The following is an 18,637-nucleotide window of genomic DNA, read 5'->3' as shown; positions in this document are numbered from 1 at the left end:
TACCTCAATATCAGAGCGATCAATCAGCTGACAAACATGTCGAGCAGAAGAACAAAAATCAGTCCCAGCAGGGAAATAAACGACACCAATAGCGTCCAGCTTTTCAGTGTCTCGGCGACCGTGAGCTGGAAATACTCTTTGAACAGCCAAAAACCAGAATCATTGACGTGAGAGAGCATTAATCCGCCGGTACTCGTTGCCAGAACCAGCAATTCCAGATTGACGCCGCTGTGCGCCGCAAGCGGCGCTACGATTCCGGCGGTAGTGACCACCGCCACGGTTGCGGAGCCAATGGCGATGCGGATTAGCGCAGCCACCAGCCACGAGAGCACCAACGGCGAGATGTTCCAGTGCAGCGCTGAATCCGCGATTAACTTGCTGACGTTGGTAGCGAGTAGCATCTCTTTGAGCCCACCACCCGCCCCCAGAATGAGGATGATGGCAGCACAGGGCCCCAGGCATTTACCGAGGATTTTTTGCAACTGCGCCATGGTGAGGCCGCTTTTAATGCCCAGCGCCCAGATGGCAAACAGTACGGCAATCAGCAATGACACGATGGGATCGCCGATGGTGTTCAGTATCATCGAAGCATGACCGTCTGCCGCCAGATGCCCTTTCGCCAATGTCTTCAGCATCATCAAAATCGGTGGCAGTAAAATGGTTAACATCGACAGAAAGAATGTCGGTGAATGATGGCGTGGAGAATCTACAACCGCGTGTTCGTTGTCCTGTTGTGAGAAATCCTGACGCCTGAGATCGGGAAATACCTTTAGTGCCCAGCGGGTGAACAATGGCCCACACAGGATAATCATAGGCAGTGCAAGCAAAATGCCAAAAAGCATGCACAGACCCGCATCAGCACCGTACGTCGTCATAGCCAGTGTGGGTGAGGGATGCGGCAACATCAGCCCATGTGCAATATACAGACCCGCAGCCAGAGGAATGCCAATGCGCATCAACTGGCTACGGGTGCGGCGTGCAATCGCATACACCAGCGGTACCAGCATGACAAAACTGACATCAAACAAATGAGGAAGGCCAATAATCAGTGCTGCGATACAGATGGTTAGCGGGATCATGCGCACCGACCCCAGCCGTATAAAGGTGTTGGCGATTTTATCGGCCGCGCCGGACTCCAGCATCAATCCTCCCAGCATCGTGCCCAGGCCAACAACCAGACCAGTGGAGCCCAACACACCACCAAAGCCTTTTTCAAAACTCTTTATGGTTTGTGTTGGCGATAATCCCGCTGCAATGCCGAGAAATCCTGCAGTGATAATTAAGGCGAGAAAAGGATGGAATTTAAACTTACTGATTAAAATAATGAGCAATGCTATTGCGCAAAACAGCGCAATAAACTGACTTATTTCAAAGTGCATAAAACCTCCGGGCATGTCGAAAAATAACACGCCTTATATTTTCTATTATTATTAACGTGATCATCACGCCATGCAGGGTAGAGTATAATTAAGTTACATTTTTTCCCTCCTAATCAACTACCGCAGAAGATACCTGGTGAAGGCGCAAATTTAGTTCCTGCAGTTTTGGGATTATTTCAGTGGGCAGTTGGCTATCACATATTATGTCGTCCACTTCATTCAATGAGCTGATATGAAACATACCATATTTGCCATATTTACTGCTGTCTGAAACCAGTACCTTACGGCGTGAAGCCGCCAACACAGCTTGCTTGACCAGCATCTTACCTTCATCAGGCGTTGAAATGCCGCGTACGGCATCCCATGAGCTGGAGCTGATAAAAGCAATGTCAATGTTATGCTGGCGTATAAATTGCGCAGCGCTATGACCCACCGCAGAGCGGTTGCGTACATCGACCTGCCCGCCGGTATGAAACAACTCAATCATCGGTGATGCCATCAGGAAATCTGCGATGGTGAAGTCATTGGTGATCACTGTGATTTTTTTTAATTTACTGGCGATAACTCTGGCAATTTCATAGGTTGTCGTTCCAGCATCCAGATAAATAACGCTGCCGGACTCAATTAATCGTTCTGCTACCTGGCCAATGTTGCGTTTCACCGCATGATGCAACATGGTTTTCTCGGTATAAGGCAATTCCTGGATTAATGCCTGATTAAGTTTTGCACCGCCGCTAATTAAAACAACCTTGCCTTCATTTTCCATTTCTTTTAAATCTCGACGAATCGTCATATGGGAGACGTCGAGAAGTTTTACCAAATCACTGATGGCCGCATGAGCATGCTGGTGCAGATAGCTATAAATAAAAACGCGGCGTTCATCAGGTAGCATTAATCATTCCTTAGCAATCCGTTGGGATTTTTTTCGTTCGATAGACTGTTTGCAGTTCTGTTACCTGCTCTTCATTTAAAATCACCATGCCATGAGGTCGCAGGGTGAACCATAATCGGGCCGTGTCTTCCAGCTCTTCCGCATTAAATACCGCATCTCTGAGCGTAGCACCGCCGATAACCGGACCGTGGTTCGCCAGCAGCATGGCATTGTAGTTCGGTGCCAGTCTTGCCACTTCATCCGCCAGCCCTGGGTGTCCAGGTCGCAGATAGGGCACCAAGGGCAGTTTCCCCACTCGCATCACAAAATAGGGGGTGACAGGAGGCAGACAATCTACAGGATCTAATCCCGGTAAGCAGGAAAGCGCGGTTAAAAACGGCGAGTGCAAATGAACAACGCCGCCAATGTCGGCGCGCTGTCGATAGAAAGCCAGATGCATCAACGACTCTTTTGACGGTTTTTCGCCCGAGACCCAATGACCCTCAGCATCCAGCTCGCTTAAGGTTGCTGGATCCAGAGATCCAAAACTGGAGTTGGTGGGTGTGACAAGGAAGCCGCCATCTGGCAGGCGCGCGCTTAAATTTCCCGCACCACCGCTGCTATAGCCACGCATAAACATGGACTGCGCCAAAACCACCATCTGTTCACGTAAAGCTGACGCATTCATGCAAAGACCTCCTGCGCTTTAAAGAAGAAGTTTTCGTCACCAAAATTGCCTGACTTCAGTGCCAGCCAGAGGGGGCGACGAACATCTTTTACCCAGGGAACGCCCGGAGTGATCGCACCGCCGATGGTAAATCCTTTAACATCAAGCTGTTGCACCAACTGACTTGAGGTTTCCCCACCGGCCACAATGATTTTGTTGACCCCAAGCCGATTCAGGCGCACAGCCAAAGCAGCCAGCAGATTTTCAATTGCTGCTCCGACAATTTCCGCACCAAAGCGAGCCTGCATAGCTTTGACCTCCTCTGCCGGGCGGGTTGCATAGATCAGAGGGGCCCACTCTTTAGGTTGGGACTGATACCAGTCAGTGAGTTCCTGCAGGTATAAATCTTCCGCTTGTAGTGCTCGCTCCACGTCAACGGCCTTCGCAGGAGCAGTCTGTTTATAGTGCGCGACTTGTTGATTGGTCATCATCGAGCAACTGCCCGCCAACACTACGCAATTGCCTTCCCGCGACGGAAGCTCGTCACCAACAAACTGCGGATTGAGAGGTTGGTTCGCTGCAAGCGCACCTGCCAGACCGGATCCACCCGTTAGCAACACATCTTCAGGCAGTGAGGCAGCTAAAGTCCTCAGATCCTCTTCCGTCAACGCATCCAGCACGGCATAGCGCTTGCCCGCCTTTTGTAAGGCTAGCAGATGCCACTGAATGGCTTGTTTACCTGCCTGAATGCAGCTTAATGGGATCAGTCCGCACTCCCCCGAAGCTTGCTTTTCCATAACACGCAGTAGATTCGCATCCATCATGGGGGTTAAGGGATGGTTCTGCATGCCGGACTCATTGAGCAGTTGACCATGAACAAATAAATGTCCGTGCACCACCGTACGGCCATTGATTGGCAACGCAGGGCAAAGTACGGCCATGTTTAAACCTGTTTCTGTCAATAACAGGTCGGTGACAGGACCGATATTTCCCATCGCCGTGGAGTCAAACGTGGAACAATATTTAAAATAAAGGCGCTTACAGTGCTGCTGATTTAACCACTCCATAGCCTGACGGCTTAATGTCTCCGCTTCAGCAACTGCACACGAACGACTTTTAAGTGAAATCACTACCGCATCAACGTTGTTAAGATCGACAGTCTCCTCAGGAATGCCATTTAACTGAATCACTTGCCACCCGGCGAGCGCAATAAAACTCGCGATGTCTGTCGCCCCTGTAAAATCGTCAGCAATTATGCCCAGTTTAGGCGCCATAACCCGTTCCAATCATGTTGTGAATATGTGAGATATTTTGGACGGAATTGTTTCACAAATAGATGAGCAAACTCACAATTTTCACACTAATAATCAGCCTAGATAACTAATTAACTTGTTGAAATAAAATAATTTTCACTCATTACAGTATTTCACATGTCATTGTGAGGTTTTGTGATAATTGATTGGTGGGTTAAAAGCGAGAGCATCGGCAAGCCAATAGATATGAGTGGTGGTAAGCGCAGCAAGAAGCCAGATGAATTTAATGACTTTCTAATAGTGAAGATGAGAGGTACCACGATGGGTACCTTTTTTTAAAGCAGAATTACCTGCTTACCACTGAAATTGCGATGCTGCAGAGCCAGCAGTTGCGCCGGAAGCTGTTCCCATGCGAAGTGCAGTAACGACTCGCTTTGCAGTGTGCCCTGCGCAATCTGCCTCAGCATCTGTTCTCCCTGCTGCGTGAGTCTTTGCCATTGCTGTGCATTACCATGCTGGTGCAGCGCGCCGAGCGCCACTTCATGCAACGACAACGCACGACCAAACGCCGGATTCGGCCACTCTTTCACCCGCCCCTGAATGCATACCAGATGCCCATTCGCCATCAGGTAATCTGCCAACTGCGCCGCCTTTTGCGGGCTGACTGCATCGATAACGGCATAAAATCGCTCTTTCACGGCAGCAGCAGTGTGCGTTAATTCGTCGTAGCAGCGCTTCGCACCCAGTGCATGCAGACGTGACCAGTGGCGTTCACTACTTAACGTCGTGATCTCAAACCCTCGCGAGTGGGCCATCTGCACCAGAAATTGCCCGACAGATCCCCCCGCTCCGGAAATCAGCAGTGGCGCGCCAGGCTCAACCGGGATCTTATCGATTGCCTGCCAGGCAGTGAGTGCCGGGCAAGGGAAAGCAGCAGCAGTAGCGAAGTCGAGTCCATCCGGGATAGGCAGCAAAACCTGCGCGGCCAGCACGGTATACTCAGCGAAACTGCCATTGCGTTGTAAATTCTGATGGTAGGCAACGCGCCTGCCCAACCAGTGCTGGTCGACATCGGAGCCAACCGCGACCACCGTGCCCGCACCATCGACGCCAGGCACCTGATCCCTCTGAGTGTCGAGCACTTTCCAGTCAACCGGATTCAAACCTATCGCGGCATTCCTGACCAGCACTTCGCCCGGTTGGAGGGGTGACAAACTCAGGTAGCGTTCCTGCAGCGCCAGCGGGTTATCACCCCCCTGCCACACCCATCCTCGCCAGTCGGCGGGAATGGCGAATTTATGCTCAGACATACGCACCTGCAGAATAGGTCAGCTCGTAACTGTGGCTGTAAATCTCGATGATGTTGCCGAACGGATCTTCCATATAGACCATGCGATACGGTTTCTCACCGGGGAAATACTCACGTACCGGCATACGTTGTTTGCCACCCGCAGCGACAATCTTCTCCGCCAGACCTTCCACATCAGGATCCTGCACGCAAAAATGGAATACGCCGGTTTTCCAGTACTCAAAGTTATTGTCGGGCTTTGCTGCCGCCTTGAATTCAAAGATTTCGACACCGACGCGGTCGCCTGTGGAAAGGTGGGCGATGCGAAACTTCTCCCATCCCTTGCCGAAAACATCACTGCACATCACACCGATGGCGGATTCATCTTCTGCAATCTGCATAGGCGGCATGATCAGATACCAGCCCATCACTTCGGTGTAAAACTTCACGGCGGCATCAAGGTCTGTCACCGAAAGGCCAATATGTGAAAAGGTGCGCGGATAAGGAGTTGTCATGATCAATCTCATAAGATGAAAAGATCTACAGGCTACGTAACTGTCGTTATAATGAAAACAGACGATCAATTATGAGAAGTATAAAATTCCATTATGATGAACCCGCAATGGCTCAAATCTTTTGCCACGCTGGCCGAACTCGGGAGCTTTACCGACAGCGCTGAGCGATTAGGCATCACCCAGGCGGCGGTGAGTCAGCATATTCGCCATCTGGAACTGCAGTTAGGTCCGGTGATACTGAGGAGTAAGCGCCCCCTGGAACTGACGCCCGCTGGCAGCGCCCTGCTGGATTATTGTCAGCAAATTGATCGTGCTCACCATCACTTAATGCTGAGACTGAGTGATGCCGAAGCCACCTGCGGTGAAGTGAGCGTGATTTCGCCCGGCAGCATCGGACTCCGGCTCTATCCCTTGCTGTTGTCATTACAGGAACAGCATCGCGACCTCACTGTTCGTCACCGCTTTGCGCCGGATAGTGAAGTGATCGACGCGGTTTTGCATAACCGTTACGAAATGGGCCTGGTCACACACAAACCGGATGATAAACGGCTCGAGGCCCATCCTTTTGCTGAAGAACCGCTGGAACTGATCGTACCGGCTAATACGCGAGTGACTGGCTGGAACGATTTGGAAAAGCTGGGTTATATCGACCATCCCGATGGGCAGGCGATGGCGACACGATTATTAAGTCGATTATTTCCGGGCAACCCAGGCATTCGTAACCTCCCCCAACGCGGATTCAGTAATCAGATCGGCCTGATTCTGGAACCGGTCGCGCGCGGGCTCGGTTTTGCGGTTCTGCCACGCTATGCGCGACTGGCGTTTACCCGCCCTGAAACCATTGAGGTTGCCGCTGAGGGTGATGCGCTGGTTGACACCATCTGGTTAGTGCACCGGGCTGAATGGCCACTCTCTGCCCGCGCCCAATTAGCCTTAGCCTGGCTACAACGTCACCTCTAATCTTGTGGAGGATGCTACAAAGCGTCCGCCACACGCCTTCACAATCTTTCCATGATTGCTCACTTTGCAACCTTTTTTGCAATACCCGAGGCAAGACATGTAAACAGGCACCATCAGACATGTCTAAATGTGTCAAAAATATCAATATTGAGAATGATTATGATAATTATTCTCCTACTCATTTGATATGTAACTAATAATAATCTGGTGTAACAATATGTCTTTTGTCTTTGGTGTAAGGAAAACAACGCTTTCAATTCTGATTGGAATTATCGTTCACAGTGGAAATGTGCTGGCGGCTGATGATAGTGACGTCTTATCGCTGGATAATAATGATAGCGGTAAAGCGAAAGTTATTTCAGCGAAAAAGGCAGAGAAGCCAGCAACAAATGAAACGGATATGATCGTCAGTGCAAAAGCTGAGAACGTATTAAAGCAGCAACCTGGTGCATCCTTGATTACTCAACAGGATCTTGAGCGCAATCCACCGGTCAATGATCTCTCCGATATTATTCGCAAAATGCCTGGCGTTAATCTCACTGGAAACAGTGCCACAGGAAGCCGCGGGAATAATCGCCAGATTGATATTCGTGGTATGGGCCCCGAAAACACCTTGATCCTGATTGATGGTGTCCCCGTTTCTTCGCGCAGCGCTGTACGCTACAGCCGCACCGGAGAACGTGATACCCGAGGCGATACCAACTGGGTTCCCGCTGAGATGGTGGATCACATCGATGTACTGCGCGGCCCGGCGGCGGCTCACTACGGTTCCGGCGCGATGGGCGGTGTCGTGAACATCGTCACCAAACGCCCGACCAATGACTGGCACGGCTCATTATCCCTGTTCACCAATCAGCCCGAAGACAAAGATGAGGGCGCGACCAAGCGCATGAACTTTAGTTTGAGCGGCCCACTGATCGATGACGTGCTGACGATGCGCATGTACGGCAATATCAATAAAACCGACGCCGATGCCTACGATATCAATACCAGCGAGAACGGCTCCTACGCAGCCGGTCACGAAGGTGTGCGCAATCGTGATATCAACACGTCGTTACAGTGGAAGATTAACGAGCAACAATACCTCGACTTCAATTACGCCTACAGCCGTCAGGGCAATATTTATGCCGGGGATACGCAATATAGCCTGAGTAATCTCAGCACGCTGGTGCCGACCTTATATGGCAGCGAAACCAACCGCATGTACCGTCAGGCTTATAGCCTCATCCACAATGGCATCTGGGATTGGGGGCAATCCAAACTCACGCTGAGCTATGAGGATACGCATAATACGCGTCTGGCCGAAGGTTCAACCGGCAAAGTAGAAGGGATGATCAACAGCGATACCTTCAACACCAGCCGTTATAAAACCTGGCGCATCAACAACGAATATACCGTTCCCTTTAACTTGCTGGTGGACCATACCTTAACCATCGGGGGCGAGTGGAATAAAGAGCAGCTCAACGACCCAGCGGCGATGCAGGAAACCGATGCGACAGGCATTGATATTAACGGTGTTTCCGGCGACCCATCGCAGCGCAGCAGTAAAAACAGCCAGGAGCTGAGTGCACTCTATCTGGAAGACACCATTGATGCCTTTGACGGCACGACATTGATTCCCGGTCTGCGCTTCGATTACAGCGATAAATTCGGTCATAACTGGAGCCCGAGCCTTAACATTCAGCAGGATTTAACCGACACGATCAAACTGAAAGCCGGTATTGCTCGCGTGTTTAAAGCCCCGAATCTCTATCAATCAACCGAAGGCTATCTTCTCGCCAGCAGTGGTAACGGATGTTCCGTAAGCGGCAGCAATGGCTGCTATTTGATGGGTAATGGCGATCTCAAACCAGAAGTCAGTGTAAATAAAGAGATTGGTTTGCAATGGAATGATGCGGGTTACAGCGCAGGCCTGACCTACTTCCGTAATGACTATCAAAATAAAATAGTCGCGGGCTCGGATTCTCTTGGAAGCGTTGCGGTAGCCGGTTCATGGTACTCCTCGACCTATGATATCTATCAGTGGCAAAACGGCGGTAAAGCGTTGACCCAGGGTCTCGAAGGAAACTTAACCCTACCGCTGATTGAAGACAGGCTGAACTGGCGCACCAATGCCACCTACATGTTCACGTCGAAATATAAATCGACAGGTAACCCTTTATCGTTGATTCCGAAATATACCGTGAACAGCTGGCTGGAATGGCAAATGACCGATGCCCTATCCACCACCCTGAGCTGGACCATGTATGGGCGTCAGCATCCACGTACCACGGCTGAGATACGTAAAGAAGCGAGCGGCCTATCAGATAAGGAAGTCGGAGCCTATGCAATTTATGGTGTTGGCGTAAATTATGAGATGAATAAAAACCTTCGCTTCAGTGCCGGCATCAGCAATCTGCTGAATAAACAGATCTACCGCGAGAACGAAGGTGCTTCAACGTATAACGAGCCGGGCCGCGCTTATTATGCGGGTGTGACTACTTCCTTCTAAGACATTTATGAGCCTCTGCGGAGGCTCTTTTTCATGTCGAAGCGTCTGATATTCCAGGAAATGTTTAAACATTATATTTCGGCGATAAAACATTACATACCACACTGTTATAAAGAATTCTTATTGCCGCTATAAGCAAATCACCGTTTCACAATCTTACGCCGCAAATTATTCTGGGCAGGGCGATGTTTGGCTCATTTCCCGGCACAGCGCATCCGCTACGCAAAAAATGAATAAGACTTTGAGGATCCTTTATGAATGGCGTCCAGCCGCACTCAGTTAAACCAGTATTGCTGGTACTGAGTAGTTTTCGCGATATCGTCGCCGGGCATGAAATCTCCGGCTTTTACCTGCCAGAATTGACTCACCCTTTACATGTGCTTGAATCAGCCGGTATTCGAACGACCTTTGCCTCTGTCAAAGGAGGAAAACCACCGGTTTATGGTATCGAAGATGATGCGATCAATCAGCACTACTGGCAGGACGTGGGCTTTCAGCAGCGGCTGAATAACACCTTACCGCTGGCGGCGGCCAAAAGTGAGGATTACAGCGCGGTCCTGTTTGTCGGCGGACACGGCACGATGTGGGATTTCCCCGATGATGCCGTGCTGAAATACCTGACGCGCCAGATGTATGAGAGCGGCAAACCCGTTGCGGCGGTTTGCCACGGCCCGGCAGCGCTGATCAATGTGAAACTGCGTAACGGCCAGTATCTGGTAAAAGCCAAACGCGTGGCGGCCTTCACTGATACCGAGGAAATGGAAGTCGGTATGGCAAATGTAGTGCCTTTTATGCTGGAAGCGGCGCTCAAAGCGCGAGGGGCACGCCACCAGCCTGCGGATAACTGGCAGTGCAATGTGGTGATCGACGGCCTGCTGATTACCCGTCAGAACCCGCAATCGGCTAGCGCAGTTGGTGAGGCTTTGTGTCACGCGTTGCTGGCGGCGACTCTTGCGTTTTAAAACACTGTTGCTGAAACTGGCTGACGCAGTGTTGAATTCGTGCCAACAACATAGGCTGATTTTTCCCACAAATCGAAGTTGGCACACTCATGTTGATGCAACTTGCTACGCCACTCAATGAACTGATGAATGGGCCAGTAACACGAGCGAGCTGACTTTCAATGCCTCAACAACAAAGCTCGCTGTATTCCAAGACGACTGACATAAGCGGAAAGACGCTCCACATGTCCTTCAGTGACCACCAGGCCGATATAGCCATCCGGTCGAATCAGGTAAGCGGTGTCCTGTTTGAATCCTTTTTTCTCAAATACATCCTGCCAGGGGAAGACATGCCATTCCACACCATGGCGATCGCACCAGTTCCTGACTTCTTCAGTGGCTGTACCATAGATGTGTAATTGCCAGACTATCTTTCTCAGTAATGCATAATTGTCTGTCTCACCCATAGCGATATACGGTAAGCGGTCGCCCGCACTTATCTCTCCCGCTTTTCCCTCACTTAAAGGACTGTCCGGATAGCTCATCGTCGTTTGTGAGATGACGCGGAAAAGGTATTCGCGTACACGTTCATATCGATAGGCCTGACTGGCGATCGACGGTGCAATGTGTGTACGCACGAAATCTGCAAACCCGCCAGCGGCAGTGATGAAAGTGAAGACCCGGTCTGTGGTTTTTACCAGTTGGTGAGCGAAGCCTTTTCGCTCCGCCTCATAACTATCCAGCAAGGTTTCAGGGGCCTGCGCTTTAATTACCGCAGACAATTTCCACGCAAGGTTTATCGCATCGGCAATGCCGGTATTCATCCCCTGCCCTCCCGCCGGGCTATGGACGTGTGCTGCATCCCCCAGCAGAAATGCACGACCATGTCGAAAATGATTGGTTACCCTGTGATGGACACGGTAGGTAGAAAACCAGTTTACCTGTTTGATACTGAGCCCTAATCCGCTGATGGCCCTTTGGCTGACATCGTCAAAAGAGTGTTGCTGCTTATCCCCTTCCTCACTTTCAACAGTGCCGATCAAACGATATTGATTCTCCGGCCCATAAGGCATCACCAGGACAAAATCAGACTTGTCGAAGGCGATATGTCCCTCATTCGCGGGTGACACTCCACTGGCCAGTACATCTGCTACGTAAAAGAGGTGGTTGTAAGTACCGCCTTCGAAGTCACTACCAATCTGATGACGCACCGGGGAATGCGCTCCATCACAGCCTGCAAGATAAGTGGAAGTACAGGTTTCCGTTTGACCTCCAGGTGTTTTGATCGTGGCAACAATCTGTTCGCCTTCTTCCCTGAACGACATGAATTCTGTTTGTCGTTCGACGACAACACCTGCCGTTTCCAGACGGGTGACCAGCAGTTTTTCATGTCTGTCTTGGGGTAAGACAAGCACGAACGGATACGGAGAAATGTCCTTTCCGGCATTCTCCAGAGGAATGCGCGCCCTCGGTTTTCCCTTCGCCCACATATTCATTGCTGGCATTTTGTAGCCTGCTTCGATGGTTTCTTCAGCCAAATCCAACTGTCGATAAAGTTCCAGCGTGCGTGCCTGAACGGCCATTGCTCGTGATGTCTCACCCGGTCCCTGACTCTTGTCGATGATTCGAACTGACACGCCTTGCCGGGTGAGCCAGAGTGCCAGCACCAAACCAGTGGGCCCTGCTCCAACGATGAGTACGTCGATATTGTTCATGGGACTATCCGACTGTGGGGTGAGTTAAAAAGGAACGCCATGGTGAACGCGTAAGGTTAGTGTGATTTACACAGCTCAATGCAAAGTATAATTGTGCTTGATTGAACTGGGCGTGCTTTTGCTCACTGTCTTCCGCACGCACTGAGTAAAGCATTCTTACCGGCAGTAGAGGGGCGCCCTGCCCTTCCGGGCTCGCTGTCATGAGTGTTGATGCTTTAAGCTTGAAATGACATTGTCACCTTTTCAGATGGATTTTTTCACCTTCCTGAAAACGCTATAAGGTAGTGTATTAAAAGAAATTTCCTGAAATTTTCAGGCTGAAAATCACCATGGATTTTTGATTGGTGGTGAAGGCAGTGATAGTGATGGCGCTTAGGATGGTCTGTACGCTACTTTCATATGCCCGAGTGAGTCATGACGATGGTATTTCTGCATAACGCATTTCGTGTCCTTCATCCCTTTGCAGCTGTTCCAGGCAGAACTCCAGGATAACGAAATGCATCTAAACGACAGTAGGTAATTCGTTATCCTCCACTTTCCGCGCAATGCGACTTTTATGCTAAAACCAGCATTTAAGCCTTCTCCAGATTTCTCCTCGTTTATATCACCAGTAGGTGTGATTAATGGCATCTGATAACTACATGTAAGGGTCAGTTGCACATTGGTTGGATGATCGGCACGTAATGCTGCTATGAGAATTGGTCAAATAGGTAAATTTTGTCGAATTGTCAGGGTCGTTGAAAACGGATGAATTTGTCAAAAGTAAGACTCTGGACGCTGGACGCTGGACGCTGGACGCTGGACGCTGGACGCTGGACGCTGGACGCTGGACGCTGGACGCTGGACGCTGGACAATGCAGTATTACCATTAATAACCTAAAGTGAAGTTAAAACCCTTCAGTTTAATGATTTTCACACCACCGAAAAATCAACTTAAGATATTGAATAATAACAAATAATCACACTTTTTCAGGCTGAAAATCACCATGCAGTTAGCCAAATTTAAACATTTTCCTGCAAAGTGTGTTACTACCTTGGCTTCAACCTAATCTAAGGTTGATATCTTTTACGTGCTCAATGCTACATGCAGCGCAGAAGTTTCGAGAGCTAATTGTTAACACCTAAATATCTAAAATTATCTACATTCTTAGATAAATTTTCACTATTACAGTTCTTCTCTCAATTAGATTACGTGCATTATACTTCTCAGATTCAGGTGTCAGGGTTGATAAAAGTCTTCAATCAAATCCTATTCAAGTTAACCGTCAGGCAATCCCAGTTTGAACCACCAGAACATTTCTGATTCTGAAAATCGAGCGCTAGATGTACTTACGTAATGTTGTGCGCAAATTATTTTGTACACCGCAAAATCAACGCGAACTCGAATAATAAAAGCCTCGAGTCTTATCAACAGATTTTAATCTATACAAGTTGTAGTGTGGTGTGGTGTGGTGTGGTGTGGTGTGGTGTACATTGAAACACACGTGATCACAATGGTGGCAATACTAATGCCATATCCAGATGAATTTTTATTGTCACTTAAATTAACCAGATCAAGAGTTAGCACATTCATACACTGAATTATTCTGAGGAGCGTGTTTGAAACATGCTGCAGAGAAGAAGTTCACATCATTGATGTGAGCTAAATGTGTAGTAGATGTACTTTGAAATTAAAATGTTTTATAAAATTCATTCAGTGTTTGGCGAGTAAATAAATTAGTGAAAATGACTGCGTACCAACATTAGCTACTTTTTGAAAAGGTGCGGTCACAGCTTGTAGCGCATAATTTTAATGAACAGCGTTAACTGTCATTATTTAAATGAATCATAGGAAGGGAAGGGAAGGCGTATTTTGTATGACGATCGCATGTGGGTGATAATACGCAAAATCACTGCAGCCTCTACAACCATTTTTATACCAAAGCTCGTGCAGCCTCATATTGTCAACTTCATCCTGCCGATGAAAACGCCGGCCAACCATTTCATCAATTAGCTTGACCATCAACCCTGTTTTTTTCAATAACTCGGCTGAACACCTTTTGTTTAAATATCGTGCTAAGTACGATAGGGTAGGGGAATTGATTGAAACATGACTTTCATGAATTGATTGGTTGGGTGAACGTTTTAACTACATAAACTATTGATTTAATTAAAATATATTTATAAAGGCGAAAATCACTCAATCATTAAAAAATCCACTTTTATTGATTTTTACCTAAAAACTGGCATGCGGAAGCTTTTTTAGTACAATACAACAAATCATTATTATTGAGGTGCTTATGAAGCGTGATTACGGTGACGTGTTTGACATCGCTAACCGTGCGAATGGCATGCTGCACGGACTCAGCAGCCATATCGAGCAGCAGCGTCAGGAATTTAACCAGCAAGGCTACTACCATACCTTTACTCGTAATGCCGTCGCCAACTTACCGCTGTTGAGTAAACACGCGGTTGCCGCCGCCATCAGTGAGATGGAAGAGGCGGGTTATGAATTCGGCAGAAAGCAGACCGGCAGCACTTCTCAATATGCAATGAGCATTCAAAACGTCGTCGATATCTATAAGCATCGCAAGGTGCCCAAATATCGCGACAAACATAAAGATCCCTTCGTCGTTTTTGTAGTCAACCTCAAAGGTGGCGTGTCCAAAACCGTCACGACCGTTACCCTGGCACACGGTTTACGTGCTCACCCAGGCTTGCTGCATAATGATCTGCGAATTCTGGTGATTGATTTGGATCCGCAGGCCTCCAGCACCATGTTCCTCAGCCATACCAACAGTGTCGGTACGGTGCTGGAAACGGCTGCACAGGCGATGCTAAACGATGTCAGCACCGAGCAACTGCGTGAGCAGTTTGTGAAACCCACAGTGATGCCTGGCGTCGATGTGATGCCTGCCTCTATCGATGATGGCTTTGTCGCCAGCGACTGGGATGCACTGGTTGCTGAGAATCTACCTGGGATCGCACCCTCTGAAGTTCTGCGCCGCAACGTCATTGATCGTTTGGCTGAAGATTACGATTTCATCTTTATCGACACCGGCCCGCATCTTGATGCCTTTATGCTCAATGCCATTGCCGCTAGTGACTTACTGCTTACGCCGACACCGCCAGCACAGGTTGATTTTCACTCAACGATGAAATACCTGACGCGACTGCCGGAAATGCTTGAGCGCATTGAGAACGAGGGGATAGAGCCAAGATTGAAAGCAAATATTGGCTTTATGTCGAAGATGACCACCAAACATGACCACATTACGTCTCATAGCTATGCACGTGAGGTGTTCACAAAATCGATGCTGGATGCGGTATTACCCCGTTTAGATGGTTTTGAGCGCTGTGGTGAGTCATTTGACACGGTGATCAGCGCAAATCCGACTTCGTATCCAGGCAGTGCCGATGCACTCAGAAAGGCGAAACAGGAAGCCGAGAATTTTTCACGCGCTGTATTTGACCGCATTGAATATATCAGGAGTACCAAGTGACCGAACCCAAATCACTCAAAAGAATTGGCCGCACCATGGGCCAATCCCAGATGTCGAGCTTTATCAACAGCGGCAATCAGTCACGCGTATTCACTCTGAAGTCCGGTAACACAGCGACATTCAGCCGCCAGCTCATTCCCAGCGGTGAAGTGGAAAGCAAAACCTTTGTTGACGCGCAGGTGAATGGGCGAGACCAGTCAGCGCTCACTGAAGAATCAGTAAAAGACATTACGCGCACCATTGAGTTGCAGCAGTTCTTTCCGGCAATTGGTCGCCTGGTGGATGGCCGCATTGAAATTATGGATGGTTCTCGTCGTCGTGCCGCTTGTCTGTTCGCCGGAACGGGCCTCGAAGTTCTGGTGACCGAGGATGAAATTGATATCAGTGATGCCCGCCAGCTGGCTGCGGATATTCAGACAGCAAAAGAGCACAATCTGCGTGAACTGGGTCAACGTTTCCTGATGATGGAAGCGCAAGGCATGAACAAGACCGAGATTGCGAAAGCAGAAGGGATCTCAAACGCCAAAGTGACGCGTGCATTTCAGGCTGCGTGGGTTCCTGCTGAATTTATCGAGTTAATACCGGTCGTTTCCGACCTCAGCATTCCGGACTACAAATTGCTGCTGGATGTGGCAGAAGAAGCGAAAGCAGAGGGTGTGGCGGTTAAAGAGGTTGTGGCTCAGGTCAAAGCGCGAATGGATGACGATAAGGCGCTGCACAAACTGGCTTCCGATGATCAGAAAACCCGGATCCTGTCGTTTTTCACCACTGCTAAAAAGCAGCTGGTTAAGCCAGTGAAAAACAAGAGTGTCACCACTGAGAAGTTTGGCCATTTCTCAGATCGTACCGCTTACGCTAAGCGCAAAACTAACGCAGAAAAACGCCATGTGCAGTATGAATTCCACCGTTTGCCTGCCAATACGCTGGAAGAGATCGATATTGCTATTAAGGCGATCCTTTCTAAATCTTGATCCGGCTCCTTCGTTCAACGCAAATCCAAAAGGACGTGATTTTCACGTCCTTTTGTTTTAATACCGTTCCCACATTTCATTAATTCACCTTCCGTTTGAATCTGTGCTCCTAAGCGCTTCAGCAACGTTCTAAGCGATTTACGTTCTACTATCGTATCTTGCAAGCCAAATCCCCTTAACGCGCCTAAAACCGTGTACAGGCTCAATTTACGAACATCTGCTTGTTGATGGTGTGTTTATCCAAAAGCTGGGCTCATCCATCCAGCGAGTTATACAAAGGGATCTTTTTCTCAGGATCGACATTCATAATTGAACGAAATCACCGTCTTCCAGCTGAAACCTGCTTAACAGTCTCATTTAACGCTGATTTTTATCCCCTTTATCCACAGGGTAGATCCAATTATTCGATCATAATGAGATCCCATTGAGATCAAAGAAGATCCCGGATCGCTGTAGGCCTTGATATGACTGGGCTGAAAGGGCTTTAATAACCGCTATAAGGAGTAAACTAACCGCTATGGAGAGGAAAATAACCGATGAAATGAGTGAAACAACCGATGAAGAGAGTGACTGATAACCGCTGTAGTGAGCAGGCATTGATGAAAGCTGTGTGTAACTGGTTCTGCTGTGCATAACTATGATTTCTGCAGCGTGATTGACTGAAGATCAGCCGCGGTTATCCAGAAAAGGTTATCCCCATTATTCACTGACCCGATCCAAGAATAGATCCTTATAAGATCATAGAAGTTCCTAACAGATCCCCACTACGGTTAAAGCCTTGTGCCGCAAGCCCTGAGGAGAGATTGATAACCGCTATAAAGAGTAAACTAACCGCTATGGAGAGTAAATTATCCTTTATAGAGAGTAGTCTAACCGATGAAGTGAGTGCTAGTATCCGCTATAGAGAGTAAACGCGCGATGTCCCTGTGTATAAACCGGATCCTCGAAAATGTCGGAAAATGAGCTAAAAAACAACAAGATAGTTGAAGCCTTTTCAGAAACAGATAAACGAACTGGCGAACTGGTTGTACTTACCCCCAACAGAGATAACACGGTTCAACCAGTTGCTTTAATGCGATTGGGCCTGTTCGTTCCTACGTTAAAATCGACCAATAACCGTAAAAACGACACGACAGCCGTTACTGATGTCACGAACGAGCTTAAGTTGCTGTCGCTTGTAAAATCAGAAGGTTATGAGAAGATTAGGATCATTGGCCAGCGACTCGATATGGACAATGATTTCAAGACATGGGTCGGGATCATTCACGCGTTTGCAAAGTACAACGTCACCAATGACAAAGTCGTTTTACCCTTCGTCGAGTTCGTCAAACTGTGTGGCATTCCTTCCTCTCGATCTTCAGCCAAGCTGAGGGAGCGACTGGAAGCTTCGCTGATCCGCATTGCATCCAATACCATCCAGTTCGGTACTGCTGACAAAGATGAACTCTATGTCACGCATCTGGTGCAATCCGCTAAATACAGTGTCAAAAAGGATACGGTCGAGCTTCAGGCCGATCCCAAGCTGTTCGAACTGTATCAGTTTGATCGCAAGGTATTGCTGCAGTTACGCGCCATAAACGCTCTGGCTCGTAAGGAGTCCGCTCAGGCGCTTTATACCTTTATCGAAAGCCTGCCTCCGAATCCGGCGCCTATCTCCATGGCGCGCCTGCGACAGCGTCTGAATCTGACATCTCGTCCCATCACGCAAAACGCGACCGTACGCAGGGCGATGGAACAGCTCAAAGACATTGGTTACCTTGATTACACTGAGCTAAAACGCGGTAGCTCCGTGGTATTCCACATTCACTATCGCCGGCCTAAGCTCAAACCTGCAGAGCTGCCACTTAAGCTGCCGGATATCCTCGAAGATGAGCTGGAGTTGGATGATCCTATTGAGACCAATGATGTTGCTGCAGTCAGCGAGCCGCAGGGTGAAATGGTGATGCTGTCAAAAGCGGAGCTGAAGATCCTCGAGGAAATACGCAAAGGTAAAGTGAAGTAGTCTTCTGAATTAGCCCCCCATTTGATAACCGCTATAGAGAGTGGCTGCTCTCTATAGCGGTTATTTGCTGCTGCAATCCACGTCGTTCACCTCCCACATTCA

The 18,637-nt window shown here is 48.7% G+C and carries 14 protein-coding genes; 7 read left to right on the top strand and 7 right to left on the bottom strand.

Features of this window, described 5'->3' with window-relative positions; genetic code table 11:
• Positions 1–23: 23 nt before the first annotated feature.
• The 6 genes from QMZ30_RS11010 to QMZ30_RS10985 form a co-directional block, all read right to left on the bottom strand.
• A complete protein-coding gene (locus QMZ30_RS11010; protein WP_283227390.1) occupies positions 24–1,379 on the bottom strand; it encodes a GntP family permease in 1,356 nt (451 codons plus the stop codon).
• A 109-nt stretch (positions 1,380–1,488) separates the two neighbouring features.
• Positions 1,489–2,271 (bottom strand): DeoR/GlpR family DNA-binding transcription regulator, encoded by a 783-nt coding sequence (locus tag QMZ30_RS11005; RefSeq protein ID WP_283227389.1) that lies wholly within the window; start codon positions 2,269–2,271, stop codon positions 1,489–1,491.
• A 10-nt stretch (positions 2,272–2,281) separates the two neighbouring features.
• Positions 2,282–2,938, bottom strand: coding sequence for a 3-oxo-tetronate 4-phosphate decarboxylase (otnC, locus tag QMZ30_RS11000; protein WP_283227388.1), 657 nt, complete (start codon positions 2,936–2,938; stop codon positions 2,282–2,284).
• On the bottom strand, positions 2,935–4,191 hold the full coding sequence (otnK, locus tag QMZ30_RS10995) for a 3-oxo-tetronate kinase (RefSeq protein WP_283227387.1): 1,257 nt from the start codon (positions 4,189–4,191) through the stop codon (positions 2,935–2,937). Before otnK ends, otnC begins: the two co-directional genes overlap by 4 nt.
• 314 nt (positions 4,192–4,505) lie before the next feature.
• Entirely contained in the window at positions 4,506–5,480 is a 975-nt protein-coding gene (locus tag QMZ30_RS10990) for a zinc-binding dehydrogenase (RefSeq protein ID WP_283227386.1), read from the bottom strand.
• On the bottom strand, positions 5,473–5,973 hold the full coding sequence (locus tag QMZ30_RS10985) for a lactoylglutathione lyase family protein (protein ID WP_283227385.1): 501 nt from the start codon (positions 5,971–5,973) through the stop codon (positions 5,473–5,475). Before QMZ30_RS10985 ends, QMZ30_RS10990 begins: the two co-directional genes overlap by 8 nt.
• Before the next feature lie 93 nt (positions 5,974–6,066).
• On the opposite strand from QMZ30_RS10985, the gene QMZ30_RS10980 reads away from it, so the two are divergent.
• The 3 genes from QMZ30_RS10980 to QMZ30_RS10970 all read left to right on the top strand — a co-directional run bounded on the left by QMZ30_RS10980 (position 6,067) and on the right by QMZ30_RS10970 (position 10,386).
• Positions 6,067–6,933 (top strand): LysR family transcriptional regulator, encoded by an 867-nt coding sequence (locus tag QMZ30_RS10980; protein ID WP_160869055.1) that lies wholly within the window; start codon positions 6,067–6,069, stop codon positions 6,931–6,933.
• Positions 6,934–7,150: 217 nt separating this feature from the next.
• The gene (locus QMZ30_RS10975; protein ID WP_283227384.1) at positions 7,151–9,424 is read left to right on the top strand and encodes a FepA family TonB-dependent siderophore receptor; all 2,274 of its coding nucleotides are present in this window, start codon (positions 7,151–7,153) and stop codon (positions 9,422–9,424) included.
• 254 nt (positions 9,425–9,678) lie between these two features.
• On the top strand, positions 9,679–10,386 hold the full coding sequence (locus QMZ30_RS10970) for a type 1 glutamine amidotransferase domain-containing protein (RefSeq protein WP_283227383.1): 708 nt from the start codon (positions 9,679–9,681) through the stop codon (positions 10,384–10,386).
• A gap of 158 nt (positions 10,387–10,544) precedes the next feature.
• Here QMZ30_RS10970 and QMZ30_RS10965 read toward each other — a convergent pair whose 3' ends face one another.
• Complete coding sequence (locus tag QMZ30_RS10965; RefSeq protein WP_283227382.1) at positions 10,545–12,080, bottom strand: FAD-dependent oxidoreductase; 1,536 nt, start codon at positions 12,078–12,080, stop codon at positions 10,545–10,547.
• A gap of 747 nt (positions 12,081–12,827) precedes the next feature.
• Between QMZ30_RS10965 and QMZ30_RS10960 the strand changes: the two genes are divergently transcribed.
• The 4 genes from QMZ30_RS10960 to QMZ30_RS10945 all read left to right on the top strand — a co-directional run bounded on the left by QMZ30_RS10960 (position 12,828) and on the right by QMZ30_RS10945 (position 18,535).
• Positions 12,828–12,965 (top strand): hypothetical protein, encoded by a 138-nt coding sequence (locus tag QMZ30_RS10960; protein ID WP_283227381.1) that lies wholly within the window; start codon positions 12,828–12,830, stop codon positions 12,963–12,965.
• A 1,394-nt stretch (positions 12,966–14,359) separates the two neighbouring features.
• A complete protein-coding gene (locus QMZ30_RS10955; RefSeq protein WP_283227380.1) occupies positions 14,360–15,562 on the top strand; it encodes an AAA family ATPase in 1,203 nt (400 codons plus the stop codon).
• 35 nt (positions 15,563–15,597) lie between these two features.
• Positions 15,598–16,533, top strand: coding sequence for a ParB family protein (locus QMZ30_RS10950; RefSeq protein ID WP_283227570.1), 936 nt, complete (start codon positions 15,598–15,600; stop codon positions 16,531–16,533).
• A gap of 949 nt (positions 16,534–17,482) precedes the next feature.
• Positions 17,483–18,535, top strand: coding sequence for a RepB family plasmid replication initiator protein (locus QMZ30_RS10945; protein WP_058962421.1), 1,053 nt, complete (start codon positions 17,483–17,485; stop codon positions 18,533–18,535).
• The last annotated feature ends 102 nt before the right edge of the window (positions 18,536–18,637 follow it).

This window comes from Pantoea sp. EA-12, from assembly GCF_030053355.1.
Lineage (GTDB): Bacteria > Pseudomonadota > Gammaproteobacteria > Enterobacterales > Enterobacteriaceae > Pantoea > Pantoea vagans_C.
This window is presented reverse-complemented; position numbering and strand designations above follow the sequence as displayed.

Excerpts from the sequence above, each read along its gene's own strand:
- QMZ30_RS10955 (WP_283227380.1), top strand. The coding sequence starts at position 14,360 with ATGAAGCGTGATTACGGTGACGTGTTTGACATCGCTAACCGTGCGAAT.
- otnC (WP_283227388.1), bottom strand. The coding sequence starts at position 2,938 with ATGAATGCGTCAGCTTTACGTGAACAGATGGTGGTTTTGGCGCAGTCC.
- QMZ30_RS10980 (WP_160869055.1), top strand. The coding sequence starts at position 6,067 with ATGATGAACCCGCAATGGCTCAAATCTTTTGCCACGCTGGCCGAACTC.
- otnK (WP_283227387.1), bottom strand. The coding sequence starts at position 4,191 with ATGGCGCCTAAACTGGGCATAATTGCTGACGATTTTACAGGGGCGACA.
- QMZ30_RS11010 (WP_283227390.1), bottom strand. The coding sequence starts at position 1,379 with ATGCACTTTGAAATAAGTCAGTTTATTGCGCTGTTTTGCGCAATAGCA.
- QMZ30_RS10945 (WP_058962421.1), top strand. The coding sequence starts at position 17,483 with ATGTCGGAAAATGAGCTAAAAAACAACAAGATAGTTGAAGCCTTTTCA.
- QMZ30_RS10990 (WP_283227386.1), bottom strand. The coding sequence starts at position 5,480 with ATGTCTGAGCATAAATTCGCCATTCCCGCCGACTGGCGAGGATGGGTG.
- QMZ30_RS11005 (WP_283227389.1), bottom strand. The coding sequence starts at position 2,271 with ATGCTACCTGATGAACGCCGCGTTTTTATTTATAGCTATCTGCACCAG.
- QMZ30_RS10985 (WP_283227385.1), bottom strand. The coding sequence starts at position 5,973 with ATGACAACTCCTTATCCGCGCACCTTTTCACATATTGGCCTTTCGGTG.
- QMZ30_RS10970 (WP_283227383.1), top strand. The coding sequence starts at position 9,679 with ATGAATGGCGTCCAGCCGCACTCAGTTAAACCAGTATTGCTGGTACTG.
- QMZ30_RS10950 (WP_283227570.1), top strand. The coding sequence starts at position 15,598 with ATGGGCCAATCCCAGATGTCGAGCTTTATCAACAGCGGCAATCAGTCA.
- QMZ30_RS10965 (WP_283227382.1), bottom strand. The coding sequence starts at position 12,080 with ATGAACAATATCGACGTACTCATCGTTGGAGCAGGGCCCACTGGTTTG.
- QMZ30_RS10975 (WP_283227384.1), top strand. The coding sequence starts at position 7,151 with ATGTCTTTTGTCTTTGGTGTAAGGAAAACAACGCTTTCAATTCTGATT.
- QMZ30_RS10960 (WP_283227381.1), top strand. The coding sequence starts at position 12,828 with ATGAATTTGTCAAAAGTAAGACTCTGGACGCTGGACGCTGGACGCTGG.